Consider the following 24,558-nt stretch of genomic DNA (forward strand, 5'->3'; position numbering starts at 1 on the left):
TCAATGAATCTTGTAAATCATCTCGCTCTGCTTTAGCAAAACCTGAGGATCGAGTTCCGTTGCTTCCAGAAATAGTGGATCGTCATCCGGAACGGTAGGAAAGAGAGGAGTGAGCCCTTTGTCCTTAGCGATTCCGCATAGCCCTCCTATTATTTCCCTATATGAGGAACTCTTTACTGGGCCAGCGTCTCTCACATAGAAGAGAGAATCCTTTTCCTGCCAGATGCAGTAGCCTCTTTCCTTTCCCTCGGGATTCTCAACGAAGTCAAAGTTGTACTGCTCTAGATGAGTGAAACTAGAAGGCTCTCTTTCCCACTCGGGATTTCTCTTGAAGTTGCTAATTGCAGAAAGAGCGCACTCTATAATTCTGCTTGAATCGGATTTCTTGAGTGAGAACCCCTTTGTGCCGGGTCTTTTGATGAAGAAAGTGATCAGATTACGTTTGTGCCTGAACCCATACTTTTCATAAAAGGCGATTGCTGTGGAATCCTTTTCCGGGACCTCCAGAACAATTTGCTCACAACCATTCCACTTTGCGATTTTCAGTGCCTCATCGACCATTCGGAAGCCAATTCCTTCTCTTCTGAAAGAAGACAAGACTCCCATCAGGTCGATTTTTGCTCTTTTGCCCCTGAAACTCAACAGCACAACTCCCGCATACTCTCCCTTTACTTCCATAACGAAGGATTCCGAAAGCGATATGTTGTTCTCTCTCACATCTCTCTCGAAACTCTCCAGAGTCCAGTGCATTCTGAGAACATAGTCCGAAAAAATCGAATTCAGAAGATTTACTAATTCAACTTTTGAGAGATCCTCAAGTTTATGGAACAAGTTATCCATCAAGTTTTTCCCGCCTCGCTTTCACAAAGTAGTTGTGTTCCTCCGCCAATTCAGAAAGCAAATCACTCATCTTCCAGTTCATATTCGATTCAGTGGTGGTTGCGAATACCAAGTCTCTCCCAAGATACTGACGGATTTGTTTAATGATCTGACCAATATAACTGTTCTCAAACCCACTAAAAATCACATAACAGAGAACCTCGCCGGAAGTCAAGGGAGCCTCCTTCTTTGGACATTCCGAATTCAGAATTTCCTTCAGAGTTAAGTTCTCCAACCCACGGCAGTCGATTACCGTGGTGTCCTTGAATGATTTTCGAAGGACCTCTGTTGCCGCTTCGTCACAGTGAAGAAGGACCGCACGTTGGAGCTCGAAAGTACTCATTCAATCACCTCAGAACAATTCTAGCACAGCCATACCTGCTCAAAGCCAACGGTTACCTATGGGCTAACTTTGTGAGCCGCTCGCTGTAAATCCGTGCAGACTATTATTAATGGGAAGCCAATGGAAAAAACGGAGACATTGATCGAAGCCTCAGGTTATAATAAATGAGGGAGGCGGGCTTGTGATTGTCCATGTTGGAAGATTTAGAAGTAGCAAGAGACGAGAATTCTGGGGAGTTGTTGAAGACGGTTTTGCCCGTCCTCTGGATGTGGAATGTTCAACGACGGGTGACTTTCTTAGCTCGGTATCTGAGGATCTCAAGCAACTCAAGGACCTTGCTTCCGAAGAAAAGATCGTTCTCTCCGAGATTGAGGTTCTATCTCCTATAACAAAACCATGCAGGGTTATTTGTCAGGGAAAGAACTATCTGGATCATCTTCTGGATACGGGAACAAGGCAGAAAGACAAGAAGTACAACATGTTCTTCAACAAATCCTCTGCTTCAATATCAGATCCTTGTTCACCAATTGTTAGGCCACTTGGGGTACGGCTTCTAGATTATGAAGTGGAGCTGGGCCTTGTCATCAGAGCTCAAATAAGCCGAAGTATCGATGTTGACTCATCGCAACTCACTACTTACGTAGGTGGAATCGTTATGGCGAATGATGTTTCAGCGAGGGATGTCCAGTTACCTCAGTCTCAGTTCTTTAAGGGTAAAAGCTATCGTACTTTCTGCCCTATAGGTCCGTTCATGGCGATTTTTGATGAAGAGGAGACGGAATGTGTCGCGAATCTCAATGTCGAACTGAGTGTAAATGGTTCCGTCAGGCAGAGTGCTTCGACATCTAGCATGATTTATAGCCCTGCAGAGACGATTTCGGAGCTGAGTCGGTTTTCAGATCTTTACCCTGGAGACGTTATTCTCACGGGTACTCCGAAAGGGACCGCACTCAGTACAAAAAAGGGGTTTCGTTCGTGGTTCATTGGTCAGCTTTCTGAGTCCAAAAGATGGGAGATCTTTGTTAGAGATCAGCAGAAGAGCGGGAGATATTTGAACCCCGGGGATGTTGTTGAATCCAGGATATTCTCTTCAGATGGCAGAATAAGTCTTGGTTTGCAAAGAAACGTGGTTGTTGATGAGGAGGAAGCATATTAATGATAGGAATTATTTGTGACTCAATCGTGGATCTTCCTTTGGAGCTGGCTGAAAGAGAAGATGTGTACATCGTTCCTGTGATGGTTGTTCTGGGAGAAAAGTCCTTTCGCGAGGGCGTAGAAATAAGCAAGGCCGAAATTGCGGACTTTCTTGACGACAACTTTGCCAGAACGTCACTCCCTAGCCCTGGCGACGTGATGAAGGCCTTCGAGACAATGTATGCAAGAGGTTACGATGAACTTCTTGTTGTCAATCTTTCCGGCGGGCTTAGCGGAACTCATAATTTATTCAAGACGATAGGTGAACAGTTTGCTAGCGAGCGCAAGTCGGTTGTCATTGAATCGGTAGATTCTTTGTCACTTTCGGGCGGAATAGCCATGCTTGTCTACAAGGCGATAAAGATGAAAGAACGTGGAGACTCTTTGAGAGTAATCGCATCAGACCTTAGAAGTTGCGCAGGAATCAAGAACATAGTCTTCTTCACTTTGCCGACATTGAAGTATCTCAAACAGAGCGGGAGAATAGGAAGGCTTGAGGGTTCTGTAGGAGAAATACTCAATGTGAAACCTATAGGAACAATCGACAGTAGTGGTGTTTTCACCCTCTCCGGCAAAGCCAGGGGGATGAAAAAGGCCGTTGAAAAGATGGTAGATCGTCTGCTAGACACAGTCAAAGGAAAGAAAGTCCTTTGTGTTGCTCTGTATCATTCTGGAGATGACAGCAATACGGTCTCCCTGGTTGATTGGGTCAGAACGAAAATCTCTTCGCTTTCTGAGAATTTGCTTGCAGGAGAGTTATCCTCTGGAATCCTTGTCCACGGAGGGAAAGGAATTATTGGGATAGGGGCCTTGATTGCGTAGGAATAATAAGATCCAGTAATCTTATACTAATACACTGAAATCGTTGGAAGAAGCGTATCAAGTAAATCGATTGCCCAACAAGAAGCAACAGTGAGCAACGGAAAGATCTCGGGATTTATCTGCAGGATACAACAGCTAATTTGTGTTTTTCTTCGATATTTATTCTTCATTCACTCAAATAAAGGATATTCACGTTTTGACTGACTTAACTGAATTGTTATAATGGAAGCGATTCCAAATTCCTATTGATTATAGGAGCGATCTCTTTGAAGAAGCCAACTATTAAGGATGTTGCAGCTCTTTCCGGAGTTGGAACCGGTACCGTTTCACGTGTACTAAATGGCGGTTCTGTTAAAGAGGCAACCAGGATTAAGGTTGTTAGGGCGATTGAGAAATTAGGTTATCAACCGAATCAAACGGCAAGAACACTGGCGGGAGGTAAGACAAGAAGAATTCTCTTCCTGATGCCTGAAGTCAGGACTGAGTTCCATTGGAGAGTTATGAAGTCGTTTGATGACTATCTCGACATGAAAAACTACGAGATGGTAATTTATCCTGTGTTTTCGGAAAGGAGACTGAGAAGACTTAGGAGAGATCTTGCTTTGCTTCATGACTCAGATGGGGCTGTAGTTTGTACAATGAACACAGAATTCTTGCTTAAGAACGGTATTGACTTCGGAACAAACATAGTCTTTTTTGAGGCTCAATCCGAGGAGTACGACTGTGTTTATCTGGATAATGTCATGGGCGGAAGGATGGCTGCCGAGCTGCTCATTGAGTGTGGCTCATCAGATTTCTTTGTGATCTCTTTTGAGGAAGAAAACACTATTCTAGCAACTGAGAACTTCGAAAAGAGAATTGAGGGCTTTATCGACATTCTCCGGGACAAGGGATATGATTTTGACCCTGAGAGGCTCGTCTACACATCGTTCTTCTTCGAAACGGCCTACGAAAAGATTGCACGGATCCTTTCTGAAAACACTAAACCCGGCATTTTCGCATTGGCCGACAATTTCGCCCTTGAGGTTCTTCAGACTGCAGCTGCTATGAAGAAGATTCCTGGAAAGGATTTTTTCCTTGTGGGATATGATAATCAGAGTTGGACTCAAAGAGCTGGTTTGACTACAATCGAGCAGCCAATGGAAGAAATGGGCAAGAAAACAGCGGAGCTGATAATCCAAAAGATAGAAGCACCAGGACAGTATATTCAGCCAGTAAGATTCCTGCCCAAGCTAAAACGCAGGAGGACGGCCTGATTTATCTCTAATAGTGAGGAGGATTTATGGCCAGGAAAGATAAGCTATCACTTGCTCAGAAGGAACAGAGAACCGCTTACAAATTGCTTATTCCAGCTCTGCTGATCCTAGCGGCCGTTGCCTTTTATCCCCTGTTTCAGGTTTTCTACACGAGTCTCACCGACAAGGTCTTCGCCTCGGGAAAGGACGAGGCGCCTGAGTTCATAGGGCTAGAAAACTATAAGAGTCTGCTCGGGCTTACAATACAGGAACTACCTGCGGTGTTAGATGATTCAACCGGAGAAACATTGATTGACGAGTCAACGGGTAGACCAGTATATGAAAGAGCGATTAGAGTCTTGCCCAGAAGTCCGATCAGGTACAGAGAGTGGTTTCAGTTTTCTTTTTTCGGACGGCGTTATGTAGTAGGTGCGAGAGATCCTGAGTTCATGAAGGCGATCTGGAATACGCTGGTCTTCACTGTTATTTCGGTCTTTCTAGAGACTATTCTTGGTCTTGGAGTTGCACTTGTAGTGAACAGCAACTTCAAGGGGAAAGGAATTATGAGAGCTACAATGCTTGTTCCCTGGGCCGTTATTACCGTTGTCTCAGCAAGGATATGGGAGTGGATGCTTCAACCAACGAGAGCTGGTCTTTTCAACATGGTCCTTAGTAGACTGGGCTTGGGCGATGGAGATCTTTCGTTCCTCAGTATGTCAGGTCTGCAAATGCCCACTCTCATAGCTGTAGATGTTTGGAAAACAACGCCGTTCATGGCGCTTCTGATTCTTGCGGGATTGCAGCTTATCCCGAGAGAACTCTATGAAGCTGGAAGGGTTGATGGAGCAAGTAGAATCAGACAGTTTCTCTCTATCACAATGCCGCTTTTAAAGCCTACGTTAGCTGTAGCGCTCATCTTCAGAACGCTTGACGCCCTAAGAGTGTTTGACGTATTTCAGGTCTTGATGGGCAACCGGATGTACTCTATGGCCTCATACAATTATTATCAGCTGATCGGGAACAGGAATATGGGACTAGCTTCGGCAATAGGCGTAATAATATTCTTCCTAATCGGTATCTTCGCTGTGATTTACATGAGGCTTATGGGAGTTGATGAAGAATGAAGAAGAGTAGATTGCTCTGGTTCATAGGGAGAGTAGCTTTCTGGGTACTCGTACTGTTCATATTCTTTTACATGCTATTTCCGTTCTACTGGGCAGTTAACTCCTCGCTGAAGTCTGAGGCTCAACTACAAATGACCCCCGCTACTTTTGTTCCTGTGGACGGAAATGGAAAGTTCTCGCCGACACTTCAGAATTATGTTGCTGTGTTCAATGACGGGACCTTCGTTAGAGCTTTGTGGAACAGCACCATAGTTGCAGGACTAACTACAGTTCTTGCTCTAGGAGTTGGGTCTTTTGCGGCCTATGCAATGGGAAAACTTAGGTTCAAAGGGAAGAAGATAACACTCTATCTAATCCTTTCGCTAACCATGTTTCCTCAAATCACTGTACTCTCTGGGTTATACGCGGTAATCACAACGCTGAATCTAGGTGCTAGATTGAGTTTGATCCTCTCTTATATGATTTTCACTTTGCCTTTTACAACATGGGTTCTTACAGCTTTTTTCAAAGAGCTTCCTACGGAGATTATGCAGTCGGCATGGGTCGACGGTGCAACTCCATTCCAAACTTTCTATATGATCTTGCTGCCTTTGACAGCGCCGGCTCTAGTAACAGCAGGATTACTGGCATTTATTGCTGCTTGGAACGAGTACATATTTGCTCTTACATTCACAACTATTGCGCCTCAAGCAAGGACAATTCCCGTCGCGATTTCGTTGTTCACAGGGAGTGTCTCGAGACAGGTTCCCTTTGGCGAGATCATGGCTGGCGCGGTAGTGGTTACAGTACCGGTTGTAGTTCTTGTTTTCATCTTCCAAAGACGAATTGTGCAAGGATTGACTGCCGGGGCGGTAAAGGGATAGCGATGCTGAAATGATATGAATGTTTCGTTTCAATGCTAACGGGAGGTGATTTGAAGAGTCAAAGTAACTAAATGAGATTTGAGGATTGATGAAACTCAAAAAAACTCTTTTGAAGGAGGGGTATTATGAAAAAAGTACTTTTAGCTCTCATGGTAGTATCATTCGCGTTAATGGCCATTTCGCAAACTGTGATTACGATAGCCGCAGGAGCTGTCGGTCAGGAACTCGAGCTAACAAGGAAGGCTGCTGAGATGTATATGGAGATCCATCCTGATGTCACGGTAAGAGTACTGGACACACCAGATATGGTACAGGACAGACTAGGTCTCTATCTCCAGTTCCTCGAAGCAAGAAGTCCCGAGATTGACGTTTATCAGGTGGACGTAATCTGGCCCGGCGACCTCGCAGAACACTTCGTAGATCTTTACGAGTACAACGCCGACAAGGTTGTATCGATGCACTTTCCGGCAATAGTTGAGAATAACACAGTCGATGGAAAACTGGTTGCCATTCCATGGTTCACGGATGCCGGACTTCTCTACTACAGGACCGACCTTCTTGAAAAGTATGGGCTTGCTGTGCCGAAGACCTGGGACGAACTGGAAGAGACAGCAAGAATAATACAGGAAGGCGAGAGGAAGACAAATCCCGACTTTTGGGGATTTGTTTGGCAGGGAAACGCCTATGAGGGCTTAACATGTGACGCTCTTGAATGGCTTGCTTCGAACGATGCAGGTACGATTATCAGCGCCGACAAGAAGATAACAATTGCCAATGCAAACGCCGTTGAGATACTTGAAAAGGCCGCCGGCTGGGTAGGCACGATCTCTCCAAGTGGCGTCTTGACATTTGCCGAAGAGGATGCAAGAGCGGTATGGCAGACAGGGAACGCTGCTTTCATGAGAAACTGGCCATACGCTTATTCACTAAGCGGAGGCGAGGACAGCGCCGTAGCAGGAAAGTTTGACGTTTCTCCTCTACCTGCAGGAAAGAGCGGTAGCGGAGCGGCAACGCTTGGCGGTTGGCAGCTCTCGGTTAGCAAGTACAGCAGAAATCCGGAAATTGCAGCCGATGTGGCGCTCTTCATGGCAGGATATGAAGTTCAGAAGATGAGGGCAGTAGAAGGCTCCTTTAACCCAACAATTGGGGCTCTTTATGCGGATTACGAAGTGCTAAAAGCCAATCCGTTTTTCGGTTCATTGTATGATGTGTTTATAAATGCCGTTGCAAGACCTTCAACGGCGACCGCGCCACGATATAATGAAGTGTCTACTCTCTTCTTCAAGGCGGTTCATAACATCCTCTTGGGTACAGCAGATGCTCAGAACGCTCTTGAAGAACTGGCTCTTGATCTCGAAGATTTGACAGGATTTGAGGTAGTTTGGGGCTTCTAGTAACTGTCTAACTTGGTTAGCTGGTCCTAATCGGGACCAGCTAACCTTTTGCCAAAGCAGAAAGAAGGTGTGGACGTGAAGACTACGCAAGTACAGAGAAAGAGTCTGAAGGACTATGAGCCTTTTATAGAAAGTGATCTATTGGAGAGTATTCTTCAGCTTTCGAGCGAACTCAGGGGTCTGAGAGTTTTGCATGTCAACGCAACATCTTTTGGAGGAGGCGTGGCGGAAATACTACACACTCTGATTCCTCTAATGAAAGACTGTGGCCTCACTGTCGATTGGAAAGTAATTGACGCTCCTTCTCGGTTTTTCGACCTTACAAAAAGGATGCACAACGCACTTCAGGGTAAGGAGGATCGACTATCAGATGAAGACAGGAACCTTTTTGAAAACGTTTCAAAAGACAACGCGAGTTTTATAAAACCAGGTGAATACGATATTGCGGTGATACATGATCCTCAACCGGTAGGTCTTCCTGCCTTTGCAGAGTTCGGAAGTTGCAGGCTTGTATGGAGATGTCACATTGATACTTCCTCACCTAATCGGGTCTTCTGGGATTATTTAAACGGCTTCCTGTCTTACTATAATGCAGCTGTATTCACACTCAAAGACTATGCTAAAGACGGGATTTCAATCGACAAGATCTACGAAATTCCACCTTCAATCGATCCTCTAAGCAACAAGAACAGAGAACTATCGAAGGAAGAGATGCAACAGGCACTAAGAAAACTCGGAATCGAGAGTGGAAAACCCGTTATAACTCAAGTATCAAGGTTCGATCCATGGAAGGATCCGTTGGGAGTTGTAGATGCGTATAGAAAGCTGAAGGAGAGGTTTAGAGAGCTTCAGCTTCTGCTAATAGGGTCGATGGCTTCGGATGATCCCGAGGGCTGGAAGATCTATGAAGACCTTCTAAGATACAGTGGAATGGATTACGACATCAAGGTTCTCTCGAACTTCCAGAATATCAGTGATATCGAGGTGAACGCAGCTCAAAGAGTAAGCAAAGTCGTTCTTCAGAAATCACTTCGCGAGGGTTTTGCTTTGACTGTGAGCGAGGCAATGTGGAAGAAGACTCCCGTAGTTGGGGGAAACGTTGGAGGCATTCCTCTTCAGATTCACCACGGAATTAACGGCTATCTCGTTGAAAGCGTTGAAGATACCGTTGAGTACACTGGAAGAATACTTGATGATCCCGGTCTTGCAAAGGAAATGGGGAACAAGGGATATGAAATAGTGAAGAAAGACTTCCTAAGTACGAGACATCTACATCAATATCTTCAACTTTTCCGAGATCTTGCGAATTGAGAAGGCCCCCGTCCCGGCCATATGCGGAACGGGGAGCTTCATATCAGAGGAGCTTCTCCACCTTTCTTCTTTCAAGATTCTCGTATATGGGCAGACCATGTAGATAGAGATTTGGAGCTTCACCCTGTATGAGCGGTAGTGCATAGGATCTGAACTCCTCAGTAACGTGAAATCCGTCTTCCGAGATGAATTCTCTAGGAAGGTCTTTCGTTCCGTTGGCGATCCTCTCCAGATCAACTGTGCAGTATTTTTTCAGATAGGGCCTATTACTTAATCGGCGAATTGAGACCATCACTCCGCTTACCCCTTCTAGTGCCTCCCTGACTGCTAGTGCTCCTACCTCAACTGCTTCTTGCCAATCTATAAGGCTTGCAATGTGTCTTGAAGACCTCTGAAGATAATCCGGGATAGCGACATGCACTTTGCACTTCAAGGAATCGCGAATTGTCTTTTCGAGGTATTGCCCTATCTTCCCGAGCTGCACATTTCCGAAGGAATCGTAGTATCCGGCAGTAGATATGTATGATCCATCAGGCCTCTTAAGAGCCTCTGACGCAACGATTGAACAATAGCCCTCTCTTACGATTACATCATCTACTTTTGCAATGAAGGCATCTTCGTTGAAGGGTACTTCCGGGAAAAGTATGATCTGAGGACCGTGGAATCGGTCACTACTTGCGAGTGAACCTGAAGCAGCAAGCCAGCCTGAATGACGCCCCATAGACTCCATAATGAAAACCTTTGTGGAATCGCTGTACATTGATCTCAGATCTCTCGTCGCCTCCATTATCGAAATCGCAGTGAATCTTGCTGCGGAACCATATCCAGGACAGTGATCGGTTTCCATGAGATCATTATCAACAGTCTTGGGTACTCCTATCACTTGCAATGAAAAGCCTAGTTCTTTTGCTTTGTTATCGATCTTGTTGGCGGTATCCATTGAATCATTGCCCCCGTTATAGAAGAAGTAACGGATGGAATGAGCGTCGAAGACTCTGAACAATCTATCGAAGTCCTCATCGCTGTCGATTTTCGTTCTGCAAGAGCCGAATACCGCGCCAGGAGTGTAGGGAATCCTGTCTATCTCACTCCGTGTTTCTTCCGTCAAGTCAAGAAGCTCTTCGTTGAGGATTCCTTTGATACCATTTATTCCGGCAAATATCCTGTCGATTCCTTCACTCTCAAGCGCCGCAACAATCGTCCCATAAGCTGATGCGTTAATAACAGAAGTTACGCCGCCTGACTGCGCATACACAGCATTCTTCATTGTCCCACCCCTAAATGAATATACCACACTGAGAGATCACCAGCCACAAAAAAAACAGACGCCCTGAGGCGTCTGTGAAACTCGGGGACTTCTCATCGGCATGCTTCAGTAATAGTTGGCACAGTTACCGAGGCATTACCCCAAATAGTTATGACGTTTTTCATTGAATACAGAGTGTTCTCTACACCGGAGTAACCTGGTTTTTCATCTAGGTTGCACACTATTACGTTCTTCGATTTCTCAACTTCGAGAATTGGCATTCCATATATTGGAGAACCCTTGGCCGTATTAGCAGAAGGATTGACAACATCGCATGCACCCACCACAATTGTTAGGTCAGTGTTTTCGAACTCCGGATTTATCGTATCCATATCGTACAACTTGTCATAATCGATGCCCACTTCGGCAAGCAAGACGTTCATATGCCCGGGCATTCTTCCGGCTACTGGATGTATTCCAATCTTAACTTGCTTTCCAGCCTTCTCCAGACAGTCAATCAGATCCTTGACTTTGCCCTGCGCCTGTGCTACAGCCATTCCATATCCCGGTACTATTATCACGCTCTTTGCCGAGTTAATGACGTCTCCTATCTCCATACTGCCCTTTTTCTCTTCATTGAATCCTTCAAGTTCATTTGAGACGTTTAGCAGATTCTCCGCTCTTCTTGAGTCTGAAACAGTAGTTATTCCAGTTAACACTGCGCTGAGGTTCCTATTCATTGCACGACACATTATTCTTGTCAGAATAAGACCTGAGACTCCAACAACCGCCCCTACTCCTACGAGAAGAGGGTCCTCAACAGCGAAACCAGTTATCGAGGCAGCCACTCCGGAGAACGAGTTTAGTAGAGAGATAACTACTGGCATGTCCGCTCCTCCAACCCGAAGAGCCATTATTACTCCATAGACTGCCGATATTATCGAGAGGAAGACTACCCAAACAGAGTAGATTCCTGTTATGAAGGTGCTTACTAAAACAATTCCAGCGGCTGTTAAGAGTAGTATTCGCTGTAACTTCCCGCTTTCGTCAAGGTTGACAGGTTTTCCCGAAATGATACCCTGCAACTTCATTGCTGCAACCATACTTCCTGTGAAAGTTAATACGCCAACAGAAAGCGCAAGAGAAGCCGTTAACCACAAGTACCAGCTTGCATCGCCTAGAAACTGACTGCTCCCTGCAATTGCAACTAACGCCGAAGCAGCACCACCGAATCCATTTAGCATTCCGACCATTTGTGGCATCTGAATCATCTTCACTACATGGCCGAGTGACACTCCGGCAAACCCTCCAATAACTAACCAAAGCCAAAGAGCGGAATTTCCCATGCCTCCGTAAACGATTATCGTGTATATTATCGCGGCTCCCATAAACGCCGCTCCAATCCTATTGCCAAGAAGAGCAGTTTTTGGAGACTGCATTAATCGGATCTGAAGGATGAATCCAACTATGAATATCGCTGCAATGATAATAATGCTCATTTGTTCTTTCTCCTAACACTAGAATCAAACATCTTCAGCATACGATCTGTTACCCAGAATCCTCCCACAACATTGATCATTGCCAAAACAAGAGCTGCTCCACTAATGAAACGGACTATTCCAGAGTCAATTGTTGCAAAGACAGCGATTGCACCCAGAACGGTAATACCCGACAACGCATTCATACCCGACATAAGAGGAGTATGAAGAAGCGAGGGTACTGAAGATATTATCCTGTAACCTATAATGGCACAGGCGACCAGGAAAATTACTAAAGCCAAGAGCATAGAACTCCTCCTCTTATTGAATAGTGAAAATTATTCTATTATCTCTCCCATGGCCAACAAAGTACCGTGATGAACAATTGATCCCGCATGCGTTACAAGTGTCTCTTTCACAATCTGGTCATCAGAGTCGGTGACGATCTTTCCATCTTTCACCAGGTTGTCCACGAAGTGCCAGATATTGCTAGAGAACATCCTGGTCGAGTCTATCGAAAGTGTGGCAGGGATGTTGAGCATTCCAATCAACCACACTGAATTGTAATCGTATTCCTTACCTTCCTCTGTAAGCGCACAATTGCCCCCCTGATCAATAGCGATGTCAACAATCACAGAGCCTTTTTTCATTGAAGCGACCATTGGTTCAGTTACCAGAATAGGGGCAACCTCTCCCGGAATTAGTGCTGAGAGAATTAGAATGTCGCATGATTCCAAATGCTTTGACAGAATCTCTCTTTCCTTCTCGTACCACTCCTTTGGGAGCCTCTTAGCATAGCCGCCTTTTCCCATGGCCAGTTCCTGCGGCACGTCGAATGGAATTACCTCGACACCAAGCGACTTTGCCTGAGCAGCCGCTTCGGGCCTAATATCAAGTGCCTTCACCTTTGCGCCCAACCTCTTAGCGGTCGCAATTGCCTGAAGGCCAGCCACTCCGATGCCGACAACCACCACTTCAGAAGGAGGTATCATACCTGCAGAAGTAGGCATCATAGGGATGAATTTTCTTATTCTGTTTGCACCAAAGATAACCGATTTATAGCCCGCCACGGTACTCATCGAGGTCAGAGCGTCCATGGACTGAGCCTTTGAGATTCTTGGAATACTGTCCAGGGTGAAACTGGTGATCTCTCTCTCAGCCATAATCCTTATGGCCTTGTGGTTGACATCGTGTGCAGGGTGCAAGAATGCAACAATTGTTGCTCCGCGATTGATTAGCTCGGCCTCATGTTTTCCGAGCGAATTGTTAAACTGCGGTTCCTTGACTTTGAGAATCAAGTTAGCTCTTGAATAGACTTCTTGCGCGGTTGAGACTACTTCAGCTCCAGCAGCTGAATAATCACTATCAAAGAAGAATGCCCCCTCTCCGGCTCGACTCTCAATGACAAACTTAGCGCCGTTCTCAACAAACTTCTTTGCAACATCAGGAGTCACTGCAACGCGGAGCTCACCAGCAAGAATCTCCTTTGGAACACCAATCGTTAGTCCCGAAAACTTCATTCAGAATTCCTCCTTAACAGTCTTTGATTAAAGCACAGCCTCATTATACAATAGAGTTTGAAGAAACGAAACGACCGAATTTCTGCACAGAAACTCGATAAGAGCCAGATATTCGTATGTAGGTGCTCACCCTTCGTGATTTGAGACATTATTCGAAAACGGAGTGTTTCCCAGATTGTTGCGAGCGAAATTCTTGACTCAATATTCTGCCTACGGGCGATCTATCTTACTGTTATTGTGAAGGTTGTCGTGGCCTCCCCGCCTTTGAGATCACTAGCTCTAAGCATAACTGTGCTTGATCCAAGTGTTTCAGGAATGAATGAGTAGATGCTACCGGTCAACACTCCAGGTCCATAGATTAGTTCGTATCTAAGATAGTCTCCGTCGGGGTCGCTGCTGAACTGTCTCAAGTCAAGCCGAAGAGTTCTTGAGATTATTGTGGTTTGATCTGGAATATTGAATTCGGGCGGCCTGTTCGTATCCGTAACGAGCACGTCAAAAGAAGCATTTGCCGTACCTCCCTTACCGTCTGAAGCACTTACGACGAATGTGTAGAAGCCGTAATCCTCGTACCCAGGTTCAATTATCAGCCTGCTTCCTTCGATCGTTCCCATTCCCTGAACGATCTCAAATGATAGATTGTCATTGTCCGGATCAGATGAGTATTCATTCAGATCAACAACAAGTCTAGAACCTTCTGCTATCGTGAACCCAGGTATGTTCAAAACAGGGGGCCTATTGCTCTCTCTGACATCAATTCTTACCGTTGCTCTTGCCGATCCGCCCTTTCCATCGCTCACTGAAATAACCGCTTCGTAGCTTCCCGCGCTGCCATAGTCTGCGTCAAAAGTGTAAGTTCTTCCCTGAATTGTTCCCGGACCCGAAACCAGTGAGTAGCTAAGCGGGTCATTATCTGGATCGGAAGCGTGATCTGAAAGGTTAATCGTCAGCCTTTCTCCCTCAGAAATCCTCCTCGGGAGAATTGAGATCACAGGCGGGTTATTTGTTTGACTTACATTGAAGATCACTGTTCTGTCTACCGATCCGCCCTTTCCATCGGAGGCTCTGATAGTTGCTGAGTATCTTCCTGGATCAGATGATTGAAAAGTATACTGACTACCGGCGATTCTTCCGGAACCGCTGACAAGCTGGTATGAAAGTACGTCTCCGTCAGGATCTGAGAAGTAACTGCCAAGGTTAAGCGTAAGTTGTTCATTAACTTCAATCGTTCTCTCGGGAATGTTCGAAGCTACCGGTGCTCTGTTTCTAGTGGCGATACTGATTTGAAAGCTATCTTCAACAGTATTTAGACCGTCCGAAATCTGTAGAACAACGGTCTTTATGCCTGAGTCATTCTCGGTACTTGTATATGAATAGAGTGATCTCTCTACCTCACCAGGGCCCGAACTAATTCTTATCGAAACTGGATCATTTTCTGGATCCCTTATGAAGGTTCGGAGATCCAGAACGAGTGTATTGCCCTGGTCCAGAGTCTGATCAGGGATGCTCGACACCGGTGGAAGATTTCTTGTTTCAGCTGTTACTAATCGCGAAGAAGTATCTGTTCCTTCGGGAGTAATGGTGACTGCTGTTGCTGACTCGATTGTTGTGGAGTCAGCTGATGGTGTTGATGGAGTTGTAATGAACGCCTTATTCAATATCAAGAATGTTGAATCATCATTTCCCCCGCGACCGTCAAGAACTGTTATGGTTATACTCTCCTCTGTTCTTGTTGCAAAGTCCGGTTTGTACGTGTAGCTGCTGCCAATTATCTGACCGCTGCCTGAAGAGATTCTGTACGTAAGAGGATCCAAATCTGGATCTTCTGCGAACTCATCAAGATCTATGGAAACGGTTTCGTTGTGCGCAATCACCTGATCCGGCACTGATAGCACTGGTGGACGATTCACTTCCCTAACGGTAACGACAAATGTGGATTCGGCAGTTTGCTCTTTCTGGTCAGCAACCGAAATCGTCACAGTGTGTTTTCCAGACTGCTGATAACTCGGCGAGAATGTATAGAATGTCTCCCTGATTTCTCCAGGGCCCGCTAACTTTCTGTAGGTGAGAGATGCCATCTTTTCGTCGCTTGAGTAATCGTGTAGATCTATAGAAAGAATGTCACCCTCGTTGATTATCATGTCTGGAATGCTCATTACAGGGGGTTTGTTAAGCATATCAGGAAGCAATCTGATGGCAAATACGACTGCTACCACGACCATCAACAACGCCCAGAAGAACCATTTTCTCATACCGCAAAACCTCCATAGAGACCATAATAGTTATCAAGTCTATTATAATCTTATTCCTGTTCTATGCCCAAATGGAATGGGTTCTGAATACCTTTAGTGAGAACTCCTCACAATCGTTAGTCGGAGACTCGCATACTGTTTAACACGTCTAACCATGTTGCCTTTCATTTGTTTCCCTGTGGGTAAATTTTAACCTAATACCTGGCATAAGGGGCGATCAATATGCTAGAATCTACTTGATAGAAAAATCACAATCTAGTTTCTTCTCTCTCAATAACTGAAGATTTCGAATGGAGGTGCTGTTCGGTGCCCGTGACAATTACCATTAACGGCAAGGACTATTCCGTGAAAGAGGATCAGAGTATTCTTGAGGCTTGCCGTGAAGTTGGAATGGATATTCCAACGCTCTGTTATCACCCTGCCCTCTCTGTTGTTGGATCATGCAGGGTCTGTGTCGTCGAGGTTGAGGGAGCTCGTAATCTCTCGCCCGCATGCGCAACTCAGGTCGCTGATGGAATGAAGATTAAGACGAATTCTGAAAGAGTGAACAAGGCCGTAAGATTCAACCTTGGTCTTCTGCTTTCAAATCACCCCAATGACTGTATGACCTGTGATGTGAATGGTAGATGCGAGTTTCAGGATCTGATATATCAATACGATGTTAAAGACATGTTCCCGAAGACCCTCAGAAATGTTTCTTATGACACTTCCAGTCCATCGCTGTTCAGAGACATGAACAAGTGTATTGATTGTGGAAGATGCGTTAGAGCATGTGATGAACTCCAGGGCCTATCAATTCTATCACCTGTAAATAGGGGATATCATGTTCTGCCTTTACCCGCTCTCGGAGCCCCTATTGCAGCTACTGACTGTATAAATTGTGGTCAGTGTTCAGCGGTATGCCCGGTTGGAGCTATTACCGAAAGGATGGAGTTCAGAGATGTTGTTGCCGAACTGAAGAGACATGATAAAGTTCTCATTGCGCAGACGGCTCCTTCAGTGCGCGTTGCGTTGGCTGAAGAGTTTGGAGAACTTCCCGGAACCGTTAGCACCGGCAAGATGGTTGCTGCACTCAGAAAGCTAGGGTTCGACTATGTGTTCGATACGAATTTCTCTGCTGACCTGACAATTCTGGAGGAAGGCTCGGAACTACTCGAAAGAGTTAAGGAAGGTGGAAAGTTCCCGATGTTCACCTCTTGTTGCCCTGGATGGGTTAACATGATGGAGAAACTATACCCGGAGTACACCGAGAACCTTTCAACTGCCAAGTCTCCTCAAGAAATGATGAGTGCTCTTGTCAAGACTTTCTTCGCTGAGAAGATTGGTAAAAGGCCGGAAGACATTTACCTTGTCTCCATCATGCCTTGTACTGCTAAGAAAGATGAGAAGGGGAGAGATACACTTCAGGTAAGAGGTGCCCAATCGACGGATGCAGTTCTGGTAACCAGGGAGCTCGGGAAACTTATCAAAATGCATAAGATACCCTTCGAGTCGCTTGAAGAGGAAGAATACGACAATCCTCTTGGGATCTCAACAGGAGCTGCAGCTATCTTCGGAGCAACTGGAGGCGTCATGGAAGCGGCTTTGAGAACCGCGTATGAGGTTTACACCGGGGAAGAGCTGCCACGACTTGACTTCGACTTTGCTCGCGGACTCGAAGGTGTGAAGGAAGCCGAAATAGAAATGAAGGGCACTAAAGTAAAAGTTGCGATTGCTCATGGTGGAAGCAATGTTGTCAAGTTGATGGACAAGATACGTTCAGGTGAAGCCTTCTACCATTTTGTCGAGATAATGGCATGTCCAGGTGGCTGTATAGGTGGCGGCGGTCAACCGAAATCGAGTGTTCCTGGTTATTTGGAAAAGAGAATGGAAGCAATATATAGTATTGACAGGTCTTCCAAAATCAGGAAATCTCATGAAAATCCCGGGATTCTAAAGCTTTACGAAGAGTATTTGGAGAAGCCCCTAGGACACCTCTCACACGAACTACTCCATACTCATTACAAGAACAACAGCAAGAGCGTAATTGAGAGAAAGAAGGAGCTTGAGGAAATCGCCAAAGGGTAGCTATGATGAAGAAGTTAATCCGAGGGGCCAGGTGCCCCTCGTTTCTATTCAGCCATCGCTTCTCAGCAGAGCCAGAAACACTGCAAAGGGTGTTTTCAAGAGACACCTGAAGTCTAGCGTCAACGACCTGTTCTTGACATAATAGAGGTCGTAAGCAGTTTTTACTTTGTACTCTTCAAGTGTTGTTGTGTACTTGTAATTGATCTGCGCCCAACCGGTGAGTCCGGGTTTGACTAAGAGTCTTAGTGGGTAATCGGGTATGTTCTCCATTCCAAGGCTGTGAAATGATGGGAGCTCTGGCCTTGGCCCGACTAAGCTCATGTCTCCCTTTATGATGTTGATTATCTGAGGAAGTTCATCCAATCTTAGAGGTCTCAAGAATCTGCCGAGGCGAGTAATCCTATCTTTACCCGCCTTTGTTTCAAAAGTTCTAAACTTATACATTTCGAATTCCCTGCAGTCCTTTCCGATCCTCTTCTGGCAAATAAATACAGGCCTTCCGCTAGAGATAACTGAGGTCAGCACAATTACTCCGATGACAGGGCCGAACAGGACGAGTATCGTGACTCCGAGGACTATGTCAAGTACTCTCTTGATTCTGTCGTAGGTTTTCTTGGTTTCTATTGGTTCTCTTTCGATAAGCATCAACTTCTCTTCATTGAAGCTCTCGTGAGAAAGCCTGTATAGAAAGAAGTATCTCAGAGCGGTAAGTGCCAGAGTAGGTAGGGCTATCCATGGTGATAAACGAATCAACAAAGCCCCGAATAAGCAAGACAAAACAACGGATCCAAGGGAAGAAGCCTTCTGCTTATCTGGATCGGAAAAAGTGATTCCCTCGTAACCGCGCATAGAAAAGCTAATAAAGACACATACACCAAGAGCTGCGATAAACGCATCAAAACCGTTCAATAAGAGCGGCAAAGCTAGAGAAAGATCCAGCAAATACCATAGCCTGTCCATCGTTATATTGTCTCATCTTTACAACGATATTGGAACCAGCAATTTCGCAAAATATTGAATCTTGAAAGAGGATTTGCGGTATCATGTAAATTAGGAGGTCCACGGTGAAAAAACTATATCTGAGTGATCTTCACATAGGTGACGGAACGTTAAAGGATGACTTCAAGTTCGATTCGGATCTCATCGAGCTGATACTCAGCTCCAAGGACAAAGGTTTCGGCGAGATCGTGATTGTTGGTGATGGTCTTGAGTTGCTGATATCAGAGTTTATTAGAAGCAGACGGATGTTGCCTTTTGACAGATTGCTGAAAGAGATCGATGTATCGATTGTCGATGCCATTGAGAGCAAACATCAGGAAGTGTTCAGAGCATTCAGAGAGTTCGCCGAGAGTGGAAGAGTGAAATACGTTGTTGGAAACCATGATTCCCTTTTGCTTTTCAGTGAGAGACTCCGTCACAAGTTGAAGGAGTTACTGGGAGACGAAGAGAAGGTTGAAATCCTGCCTTATTATCTTGACAGAGAGTTCAAGACTTTGGCCATTCACGGCAATCAGTACGACATTGTGAACAGATTCTTCAGAGATAGGAAGAACGGCAATCTTATGCAGCCTTTTGGTGACTATATGGCCCGTTTCATGATGGAGAACTTTGACAAATGTCTCATGAGAACCGAGCTTCCCGAGCAGGTGGTAAGGGATTATCAGAATGTACACCCTACTCTCGATGTATTTCAGTGGCTTGAATACTTAAGGAGAGTGTATGAGGTCGACTCGGACTTACAGGCGGAGTGGTCAAGGCAATTTCTTATTCTTTTGAAGAGCCATGATGCACAACGTTGGATAGATGCTAACTGGCCGGTTTTGAAGGTCATTGAGGGGTTGTTTGTGAACAGGCACGGCGGTATGAAACTCGGAAGTCTGATGGTGAGAATCGTGATGGCAGTCAGAAAGTTGAAGAAGACTGACAATCTATATAGGCAAGGGAGAAGACTGCTTGGTGCGGAGGGAAAGAAAGGCTTTCAAAAGGCCATGAACAGTGAGTTCTTTCTGATGTATGGTGACAAAGCCCCGCCTATCGTTCCAGGTGAACTGAAAGGTGTTGTGATGGGTCATAATCACCGCCACGTATTGCGGATGATTTCGAGCAACGGAGAAGAGAAATTCTACGCTAATGCCGGGACATGGAAGCCCGTCGTAGAGATGATAGATGATAATCCTAAGAACGGTTTTGCAAGAAGAGTTGAGCTGGGGTACATCACTATAGAGATGATTTCTAACGAGTTTCTTGTTCAGTCGAACCATATCAAGAAACTTAGTGGCCTGCGGTTATCCGAGGATACAATAGAGCGGAATGCCGACAGTTCTATTTCGCACGAGATTGGACTAAGAGTCTGAGGAGGGATTCACGTTGCACTATTACAGAGGTTCCACGATAGTGCCGATTATCATTACTTTGCTCCTGGTAATAGTAGCTGCCGTAGTTGCAGCATTTTTCCTCTGGCCCGTTCCAGAACCGAAAATACTTATCTCGAATGTCTCGCCAATTCCGAAAAATGCAGAGAGAATCCAATATGCTGAAAAGGTAGAATTAAGATGGGAAGCTGTATATGAACGTCCCAGGCATGGCCTCTTAGCAGAAGTCTTCGCTGGCAAGGACAGAAATAGTTTGACCAGATTGGCACTTGACCTTCAGGGTGATCTGACCTCCCCTACTGAGGGGATATTTTCCTTCTCTCATGAGTTTGAGGTTGATCCTCATTCTCAGTATTGGTGGAAAGTAAGGGTTTACACAGAAGGCGGAAAATCTGCAGAAAGTGAAATCTGGACGTTCGTACTCATGAATACTTATCCTAGAAGACCAGAGCTAATTCCACCCGGCAGAAACCTGGGAAACGTCCCCCTAAAAGATCTGACACTTAACTGGAGTTCCAATGATCCTGATGGAGATGAGTTAGTATACGACGTGTATTTTGGCAGAGAGCCAAGATTAGATGAGAAGGACCTTCTCATTAGAGGAACGCACGAAACGATGGTTGACGTTTCGTTACTAAAGAGACTTGATTACTCGACGAAGTATTACTGGAAAGTCGTTGCGAAGGACTCGTATGGAGGTGAATCTACTTCTTATACTGAGAGTTTCACAACACAGATGAGGGCAGATCTTCCTGCAGTTACGCCGGAAAACCCAAGAAGCGGAGCTAGCGATTTCGATGCTGGAAGGAGGAGCCTCTCATGGAAGACCTCACTTCCTCTCGAGTACTATCCCGAACCACTTTATTTCGATGTCTATCTTGCGGAAGGTCAGTCGAGGCATTCCCTCATCGGAACCACGAATTCAACGGATATAGTTATTCCTTCTCTTAAAGGACACACAACTTACAGCTGGTATGTTGTAGTGAGGGACGCATCAGGTAAGGAGAAGAAGAGCGAAGAGTGGATCTTCCGGACTTCAAACAGAGCTCCTGTAATTGATATGAAGTATCCCTTTGCACCTCCCGGGCAGTCCTCAATACCGGTAACTTGGAGCGTAGTGGATCCCGATGGGGATAGTGTTACAACCGAGGTCTTCTTCGGGGCTGAAGATGAAGAACCTGTCAGGATTGCTTCGGGCAGAATGACATCCGTTTTTCTTTCAGCTCTGGACGAGGGGACTAGTTACAGTTTAGTCATAAAAGCCAGTGACAATCATGGTGGCGAGGCAAGCAAAGAGATGCAAATAGTACCGGGAAACCGAGCTCCTAGTGTAGCCGTTGTTAACCCGGTTTCTCGGGAAGGGGTAGAGCCATCGGCTGTCTCTTTCAGGTGGGTCGGCGAGGATCAAGATGGCGACTCGATAAGCTATGAGCTTCATCTGAAGTCGCTAGATGATTCTAGAGTTATTGGACCTATAGATTCTCAAGAACGTGTAGTACGAGATCTTGGAGAAAACGAAGAGTACAGTTGGTATGTTGTTGCGACTGACTCTAGGGGCGCATTTGTCAGAAGCGAAGAAGCGGTCTTCAGAACGGGAGATAAGTCGCTGGCACTAGTTCTACCGGTATCGCCCAGACCTGGAGAAGAAGAAGTACCCCGGTCGCACACCCGTTTCATTTGGGAAATCGATGGAGAGAGAGAGGGTCTTTCTTACAGGTTTGTTCTTGCAAATGACATCGAGATGAACAACACAGTCATCGAACGCGTCCTCGATGGACCGGATATTGAGCTTACTCAGGATATATTGAGCAACACCAGGTACTTCTGGCGGGTAGATTTGATCAAGGACGGTTCCGAAATTGCAGGAGAAATCTGGTCTTTTGAGACCGAAAACCTCCCACCCGAGGTTCCGCGCCTCATATTCCCAATGGACGGTGCTTCGGAAGTCTCTACAAGGGATCTGACCCTGAGATGGGAAGGTAACGACCCGGACGGGGTAATCGTTTCAACAAAGATCTACTTGCGCGGAACCGAATTCGTTGAGAAAGAGTATTCTGCCTCAGAGAGTTCTTTCACTATCGATGAGCTTGAACCTGGGCGAAGATATGAGTGGGCCGTGGAAATTATTGATGATGGTGGGAAGAGCTCCAAGAGCAGGTACTCATCGTTTGTTACAGGCAACCAGAAGCCAGTCATCAAGCTTCTTCAACCTTCTCGCATGTTCCTGGAGGGGGCAACGACGCCTCTTGTTGTTGAATGGGAGCTGGACGATCCTGAAGGAGAAGACCTTGAGGTGGGAGTATATGTCGACCTTGCCGAAGAGTCGTTGGGGCGCCCGGTAGCTATCGGAAATAACCTTGAGAGATATGTCATAACCAACCTCATTTCCGGAAGGGATTACTTGTTGACAATCGTGGCAGAGGATCCCGGAGGTGAAAAAGGGATTCTCGAAATACCGATAAAAAGCCGTGTTTCGGGACTAGACTACATTTATCCTTCCGGTGGAGTATTCGAGAACGACAGAGAGTTCTCTTGGTCATATTCACAACAGAGTTCGGGATACGTCTTCCGACTTTATGATTCAGATCATAACCCCATTGTCAGAAGAGTTGTTCAGGACAACAAATACAGACCCGAACTATCTTTTGAGGATGGTAGACAGTACTTCTGGGCTGTATCTGTCTTGAGAGACAACGTCGAGTATGCAGGCGAGCCGGTCAGTTTCATTTCCGGACAGCCGTTTGGAGTGTTGCTTGAAGCGCCGAGGAACGGAGAAAAAGTGTCGGCTTCGGGAGTAACATTGAAATGGGTTTTAGACGGTGATACAGAAATGATAAGGCAGAAGGAAGTCTATTTTGGAGAACTGGGTAGCCTTTCACGTTACACGGTTTCGAGCGACAGTTATCAAACAGGAAGGCTTCTTCCGGGACGAACATATGAATGGTTCGTTCAGTTGACAGACAATAGTGGAGCCACAATAAGAAGCGAGACTTTCCGATTCTCAGTTGAAAACAGACCTCCAGAACTGTCTTTAATCAGTCCCGTCGATGGAAGGGCGATCGGTGAAACGTATGTTGATTTGACATGGTCAGGCTATGATCCTGACGGAGATCAGCTGAGGTATTCGGTGTATTTTGGTTCGGGATCTGATCTTGAGCTTTATAGAGAGTCAATGCAGACAAATCAAATCAGAATATCCGGTCTAATCATGAATCGAATCTATAGATGGTACGTTGTGGCAACGGACGGCGAAAACACAGTTACCTCAGAGACGAGGACCCTTTATGTGGTAACGAGTCAAGTCGATCTGCAGGTAGAGGCTCCAGCTGCAGATTCAGTTGCCGATATCAGACCTGTCTTCTCTTGGAAGGTTACGGGAGCGCAGGCGGGAGAGTTCAGAATTTATCTGGGCGAGTCTCAAGATCAGATGTCTCTAGTAGCTACGACAGCGGGTAACTCATTTCAGTATCAGGACCGACTGAAGGAAGACAGTACGTATTACTGGAAAGTTGAGCTGTGGAGGGACGGGAGTCTGCTTGCATCAACTTCAACAGTTCAGTTCAGAACGCAGTCTTCTGGAGAACCGCAACTTCATGATCAAAGAAGTGTAACAGCGATCTACTTCGGAGAGGCATTGAATATAGTTTCTTTGGATACTTCGGGCCTCGATATCATGGAGGTTCGTTATAACTATGATGGTGAAGTGCCTGTTGTGGTCAAAGGTAATCTTGTCTACGTGATAGAAGGGACGGGAAGACTAACAACCATTGATTATAGTTCGGGTGAGGCAAAGGTTATTGGAACGATCGCAACAAATACCTCTCCGGTCAAAATAGTGCTTGAGGGAGGTTACCTTTGGATTCTAGACAATAAGAGCGCTGGAGTCGTTGTCAGAGTCTCCCTTAATAGCAGCGGAATTCCCGAAGGGATGGATGTTGTTTACAGAGATTGGACAACGCCGGTAGATTTGTTCGTTACTGAGGACCTTTCAAGAATCTATTTGGCCGATGCTCTCTCAGGAATAAAGATCCTTCAGAGAGAAGGGACGGGATACGTCGATCGCACTTCAAGCTTCGATCTTTCTCTCGAAGGTTATTCTAGAGCCGTTGCCGAGAAGGACGGCATTGTCTTTTCCGGGGAAGCGGGCATAAACGGTGGACTGAAACTCATAGATACTTTGAGATCGCTGAAGAGCACCGTTGGAAGGTACTACATTGTCTTGAAGATCGAAGTCTCAGACGATATTCTCTACGCTTCAACCGACAAAGGAGTAGCGATTGTTGACATAAGCACTCCGGCATCTCCAGTTGTGCTAAGAGATCTGGAGCTTACGCAGGTAGATGAAATCTCAGTCTCGGGGAGGCTTATGATAGTGAAATCGGGAAACAGGATGTTAATATACGACGTAGAAAGACCAAATGATCCTATTTTGTTGGAAAGCAGAAATCAATAGCATCT

Annotated in this window: 18 protein-coding genes; 10 read left to right on the top strand and 8 right to left on the bottom strand. The window is 45.7% G+C overall.

The genetic code is table 11. The features are described 5' to 3' along the window. Positions 1–840 carry a GNAT family N-acetyltransferase gene (locus tag B3N33_RS03595; RefSeq protein ID WP_292588737.1) on the bottom strand — a complete coding sequence of 280 codons (840 nt, stop codon included), beginning with the start codon at positions 838–840 and terminating at the stop codon, positions 1–3. After that, on the bottom strand, positions 833–1,222 hold the full coding sequence (locus B3N33_RS03600) for a DUF3783 domain-containing protein (protein ID WP_214060049.1): 390 nt from the start codon (positions 1,220–1,222) through the stop codon (positions 833–835). The genes B3N33_RS03595 and B3N33_RS03600 overlap by 8 nt, the downstream gene beginning before the upstream one ends. A gap of 181 nt (positions 1,223–1,403) precedes the next feature. Between B3N33_RS03600 and B3N33_RS03605 the strand changes: the two genes are divergently transcribed. The 7 genes from B3N33_RS03605 to B3N33_RS03635 all read left to right on the top strand — a co-directional run bounded on the left by B3N33_RS03605 (position 1,404) and on the right by B3N33_RS03635 (position 9,165). Next, positions 1,404–2,378 (top strand): fumarylacetoacetate hydrolase family protein, encoded by a 975-nt coding sequence (locus tag B3N33_RS03605; RefSeq protein ID WP_292592192.1) that lies wholly within the window; start codon positions 1,404–1,406, stop codon positions 2,376–2,378. Continuing rightward, on the top strand, positions 2,378–3,238 hold the full coding sequence (locus B3N33_RS03610; protein ID WP_099830548.1) for a DegV family protein: 861 nt from the start codon (positions 2,378–2,380) through the stop codon (positions 3,236–3,238). The genes B3N33_RS03605 and B3N33_RS03610 overlap by 1 nt, the downstream gene beginning before the upstream one ends. Positions 3,239–3,504: 266 nt before the next feature. Further along, positions 3,505–4,494 (top strand): LacI family DNA-binding transcriptional regulator, encoded by a 990-nt coding sequence (locus tag B3N33_RS03615; protein ID WP_292592193.1) that lies wholly within the window; start codon positions 3,505–3,507, stop codon positions 4,492–4,494. A 26-nt stretch (positions 4,495–4,520) separates the two neighbouring features. Beyond that, the gene (locus B3N33_RS03620; RefSeq protein ID WP_214060053.1) at positions 4,521–5,597 is read left to right on the top strand and encodes a carbohydrate ABC transporter permease; all 1,077 of its coding nucleotides are present in this window, start codon (positions 4,521–4,523) and stop codon (positions 5,595–5,597) included. Next, the gene (locus B3N33_RS03625; RefSeq protein ID WP_214079361.1) at positions 5,594–6,460 is read left to right on the top strand and encodes a carbohydrate ABC transporter permease; all 867 of its coding nucleotides are present in this window, start codon (positions 5,594–5,596) and stop codon (positions 6,458–6,460) included. Before B3N33_RS03620 ends, B3N33_RS03625 begins: the two co-directional genes overlap by 4 nt. A 125-nt stretch (positions 6,461–6,585) precedes the next feature. Continuing rightward, complete coding sequence (locus B3N33_RS03630) at positions 6,586–7,854, top strand: ABC transporter substrate-binding protein (protein ID WP_292592194.1); 1,269 nt, start codon at positions 6,586–6,588, stop codon at positions 7,852–7,854. A gap of 75 nt (positions 7,855–7,929) precedes the next feature. After that, positions 7,930–9,165, top strand: a complete 1,236-nt coding sequence (locus tag B3N33_RS03635) for a glycosyltransferase (protein WP_292588699.1) — start codon at positions 7,930–7,932, stop codon at positions 9,163–9,165. Between the two features lie 43 nt (positions 9,166–9,208). Here B3N33_RS03635 and B3N33_RS03640 read toward each other — a convergent pair whose 3' ends face one another. From B3N33_RS03640 to B3N33_RS03660, 5 genes are all read right to left on the bottom strand, one after another. Then, positions 9,209–10,432: a 6-phosphofructokinase gene (locus B3N33_RS03640; protein WP_214079364.1), complete on the bottom strand. Its 1,224-nt coding sequence runs from the start codon at positions 10,430–10,432 to the stop codon at positions 9,209–9,211. A gap of 92 nt (positions 10,433–10,524) precedes the next feature. Then, complete coding sequence (locus B3N33_RS03645) at positions 10,525–11,910, bottom strand: NAD(P)(+) transhydrogenase (Re/Si-specific) subunit beta (RefSeq protein ID WP_292592195.1); 1,386 nt, start codon at positions 11,908–11,910, stop codon at positions 10,525–10,527. Further along, the gene (locus B3N33_RS03650) at positions 11,907–12,197 is read right to left on the bottom strand and encodes an NAD(P) transhydrogenase subunit alpha (RefSeq protein ID WP_214060480.1); all 291 of its coding nucleotides are present in this window, start codon (positions 12,195–12,197) and stop codon (positions 11,907–11,909) included. The genes B3N33_RS03645 and B3N33_RS03650 overlap by 4 nt, the downstream gene beginning before the upstream one ends. 30 nt (positions 12,198–12,227) lie before the next feature. Beyond that, positions 12,228–13,409: an NAD(P) transhydrogenase subunit alpha gene (locus tag B3N33_RS03655; protein ID WP_214078421.1), complete on the bottom strand. Its 1,182-nt coding sequence runs from the start codon at positions 13,407–13,409 to the stop codon at positions 12,228–12,230. Positions 13,410–13,630: 221 nt separating this feature from the next. Beyond that, on the bottom strand, positions 13,631–15,661 hold the full coding sequence (locus B3N33_RS03660) for an Ig-like domain-containing protein (RefSeq protein ID WP_292592196.1): 2,031 nt from the start codon (positions 15,659–15,661) through the stop codon (positions 13,631–13,633). 306 nt (positions 15,662–15,967) lie between these two features. Between B3N33_RS03660 and B3N33_RS03665 the strand changes: the two genes are divergently transcribed. Next, entirely contained in the window at positions 15,968–17,728 is a 1,761-nt protein-coding gene (locus B3N33_RS03665) for an NADH-dependent [FeFe] hydrogenase, group A6 (protein ID WP_292592197.1), read from the top strand. A 48-nt stretch (positions 17,729–17,776) separates the two neighbouring features. Here B3N33_RS03665 and B3N33_RS03670 read toward each other — a convergent pair whose 3' ends face one another. Beyond that, a complete protein-coding gene (locus tag B3N33_RS03670; RefSeq protein ID WP_292592198.1) occupies positions 17,777–18,688 on the bottom strand; it encodes a sugar transferase in 912 nt (303 codons plus the stop codon). Positions 18,689–18,792: 104 nt separating this feature from the next. On the opposite strand from B3N33_RS03670, the gene B3N33_RS03675 reads away from it, so the two are divergent. Both B3N33_RS03675 and B3N33_RS03680 read left to right on the top strand, forming a co-directional pair. Continuing rightward, positions 18,793–20,082, top strand: a complete 1,290-nt coding sequence (locus B3N33_RS03675; RefSeq protein ID WP_214078418.1) for a hypothetical protein — start codon at positions 18,793–18,795, stop codon at positions 20,080–20,082. Positions 20,083–20,095: 13 nt separating this feature from the next. After that, a complete protein-coding gene (locus B3N33_RS03680) occupies positions 20,096–24,553 on the top strand; it encodes a fibronectin type III domain-containing protein (RefSeq protein ID WP_292588687.1) in 4,458 nt (1,485 codons plus the stop codon). Positions 24,554–24,558 lie beyond the last annotated feature (5 nt).

The sequence above is a fragment of the Mesotoga sp. UBA5825 genome, from assembly GCF_002432955.1.
In the GTDB taxonomy this organism is placed as follows: Bacteria; Thermotogota; Thermotogae; order Petrotogales; family Kosmotogaceae; genus Mesotoga.

Bases quoted from the DNA above. Each gene is read 5' to 3' on its own strand.
- B3N33_RS03595 (WP_292588737.1), bottom strand. From the start codon at position 840: ATGGATAACTTGTTCCATAAACTTGAGGATCTCTCAAAAGTTGAATTA.
- B3N33_RS03600 (WP_214060049.1), bottom strand. From the start codon at position 1,222: ATGAGTACTTTCGAGCTCCAACGTGCGGTCCTTCTTCACTGTGACGAA.
- B3N33_RS03610 (WP_099830548.1), top strand. From the start codon at position 2,378: ATGATAGGAATTATTTGTGACTCAATCGTGGATCTTCCTTTGGAGCTG.
- B3N33_RS03620 (WP_214060053.1), top strand. From the start codon at position 4,521: ATGGCCAGGAAAGATAAGCTATCACTTGCTCAGAAGGAACAGAGAACC.
- B3N33_RS03625 (WP_214079361.1), top strand. From the start codon at position 5,594: ATGAAGAAGAGTAGATTGCTCTGGTTCATAGGGAGAGTAGCTTTCTGG.
- B3N33_RS03630 (WP_292592194.1), top strand. From the start codon at position 6,586: ATGAAAAAAGTACTTTTAGCTCTCATGGTAGTATCATTCGCGTTAATG.
- B3N33_RS03640 (WP_214079364.1), bottom strand. From the start codon at position 10,432: ATGAAGAATGCTGTGTATGCGCAGTCAGGCGGCGTAACTTCTGTTATT.
- B3N33_RS03645 (WP_292592195.1), bottom strand. From the start codon at position 11,910: ATGAGCATTATTATCATTGCAGCGATATTCATAGTTGGATTCATCCTT.
- B3N33_RS03650 (WP_214060480.1), bottom strand. From the start codon at position 12,197: ATGCTCTTGGCTTTAGTAATTTTCCTGGTCGCCTGTGCCATTATAGGT.
- B3N33_RS03655 (WP_214078421.1), bottom strand. From the start codon at position 13,409: ATGAAGTTTTCGGGACTAACGATTGGTGTTCCAAAGGAGATTCTTGCT.
- B3N33_RS03660 (WP_292592196.1), bottom strand. From the start codon at position 15,661: ATGAGAAAATGGTTCTTCTGGGCGTTGTTGATGGTCGTGGTAGCAGTC.
- B3N33_RS03670 (WP_292592198.1), bottom strand. From the start codon at position 18,688: ATGGACAGGCTATGGTATTTGCTGGATCTTTCTCTAGCTTTGCCGCTC.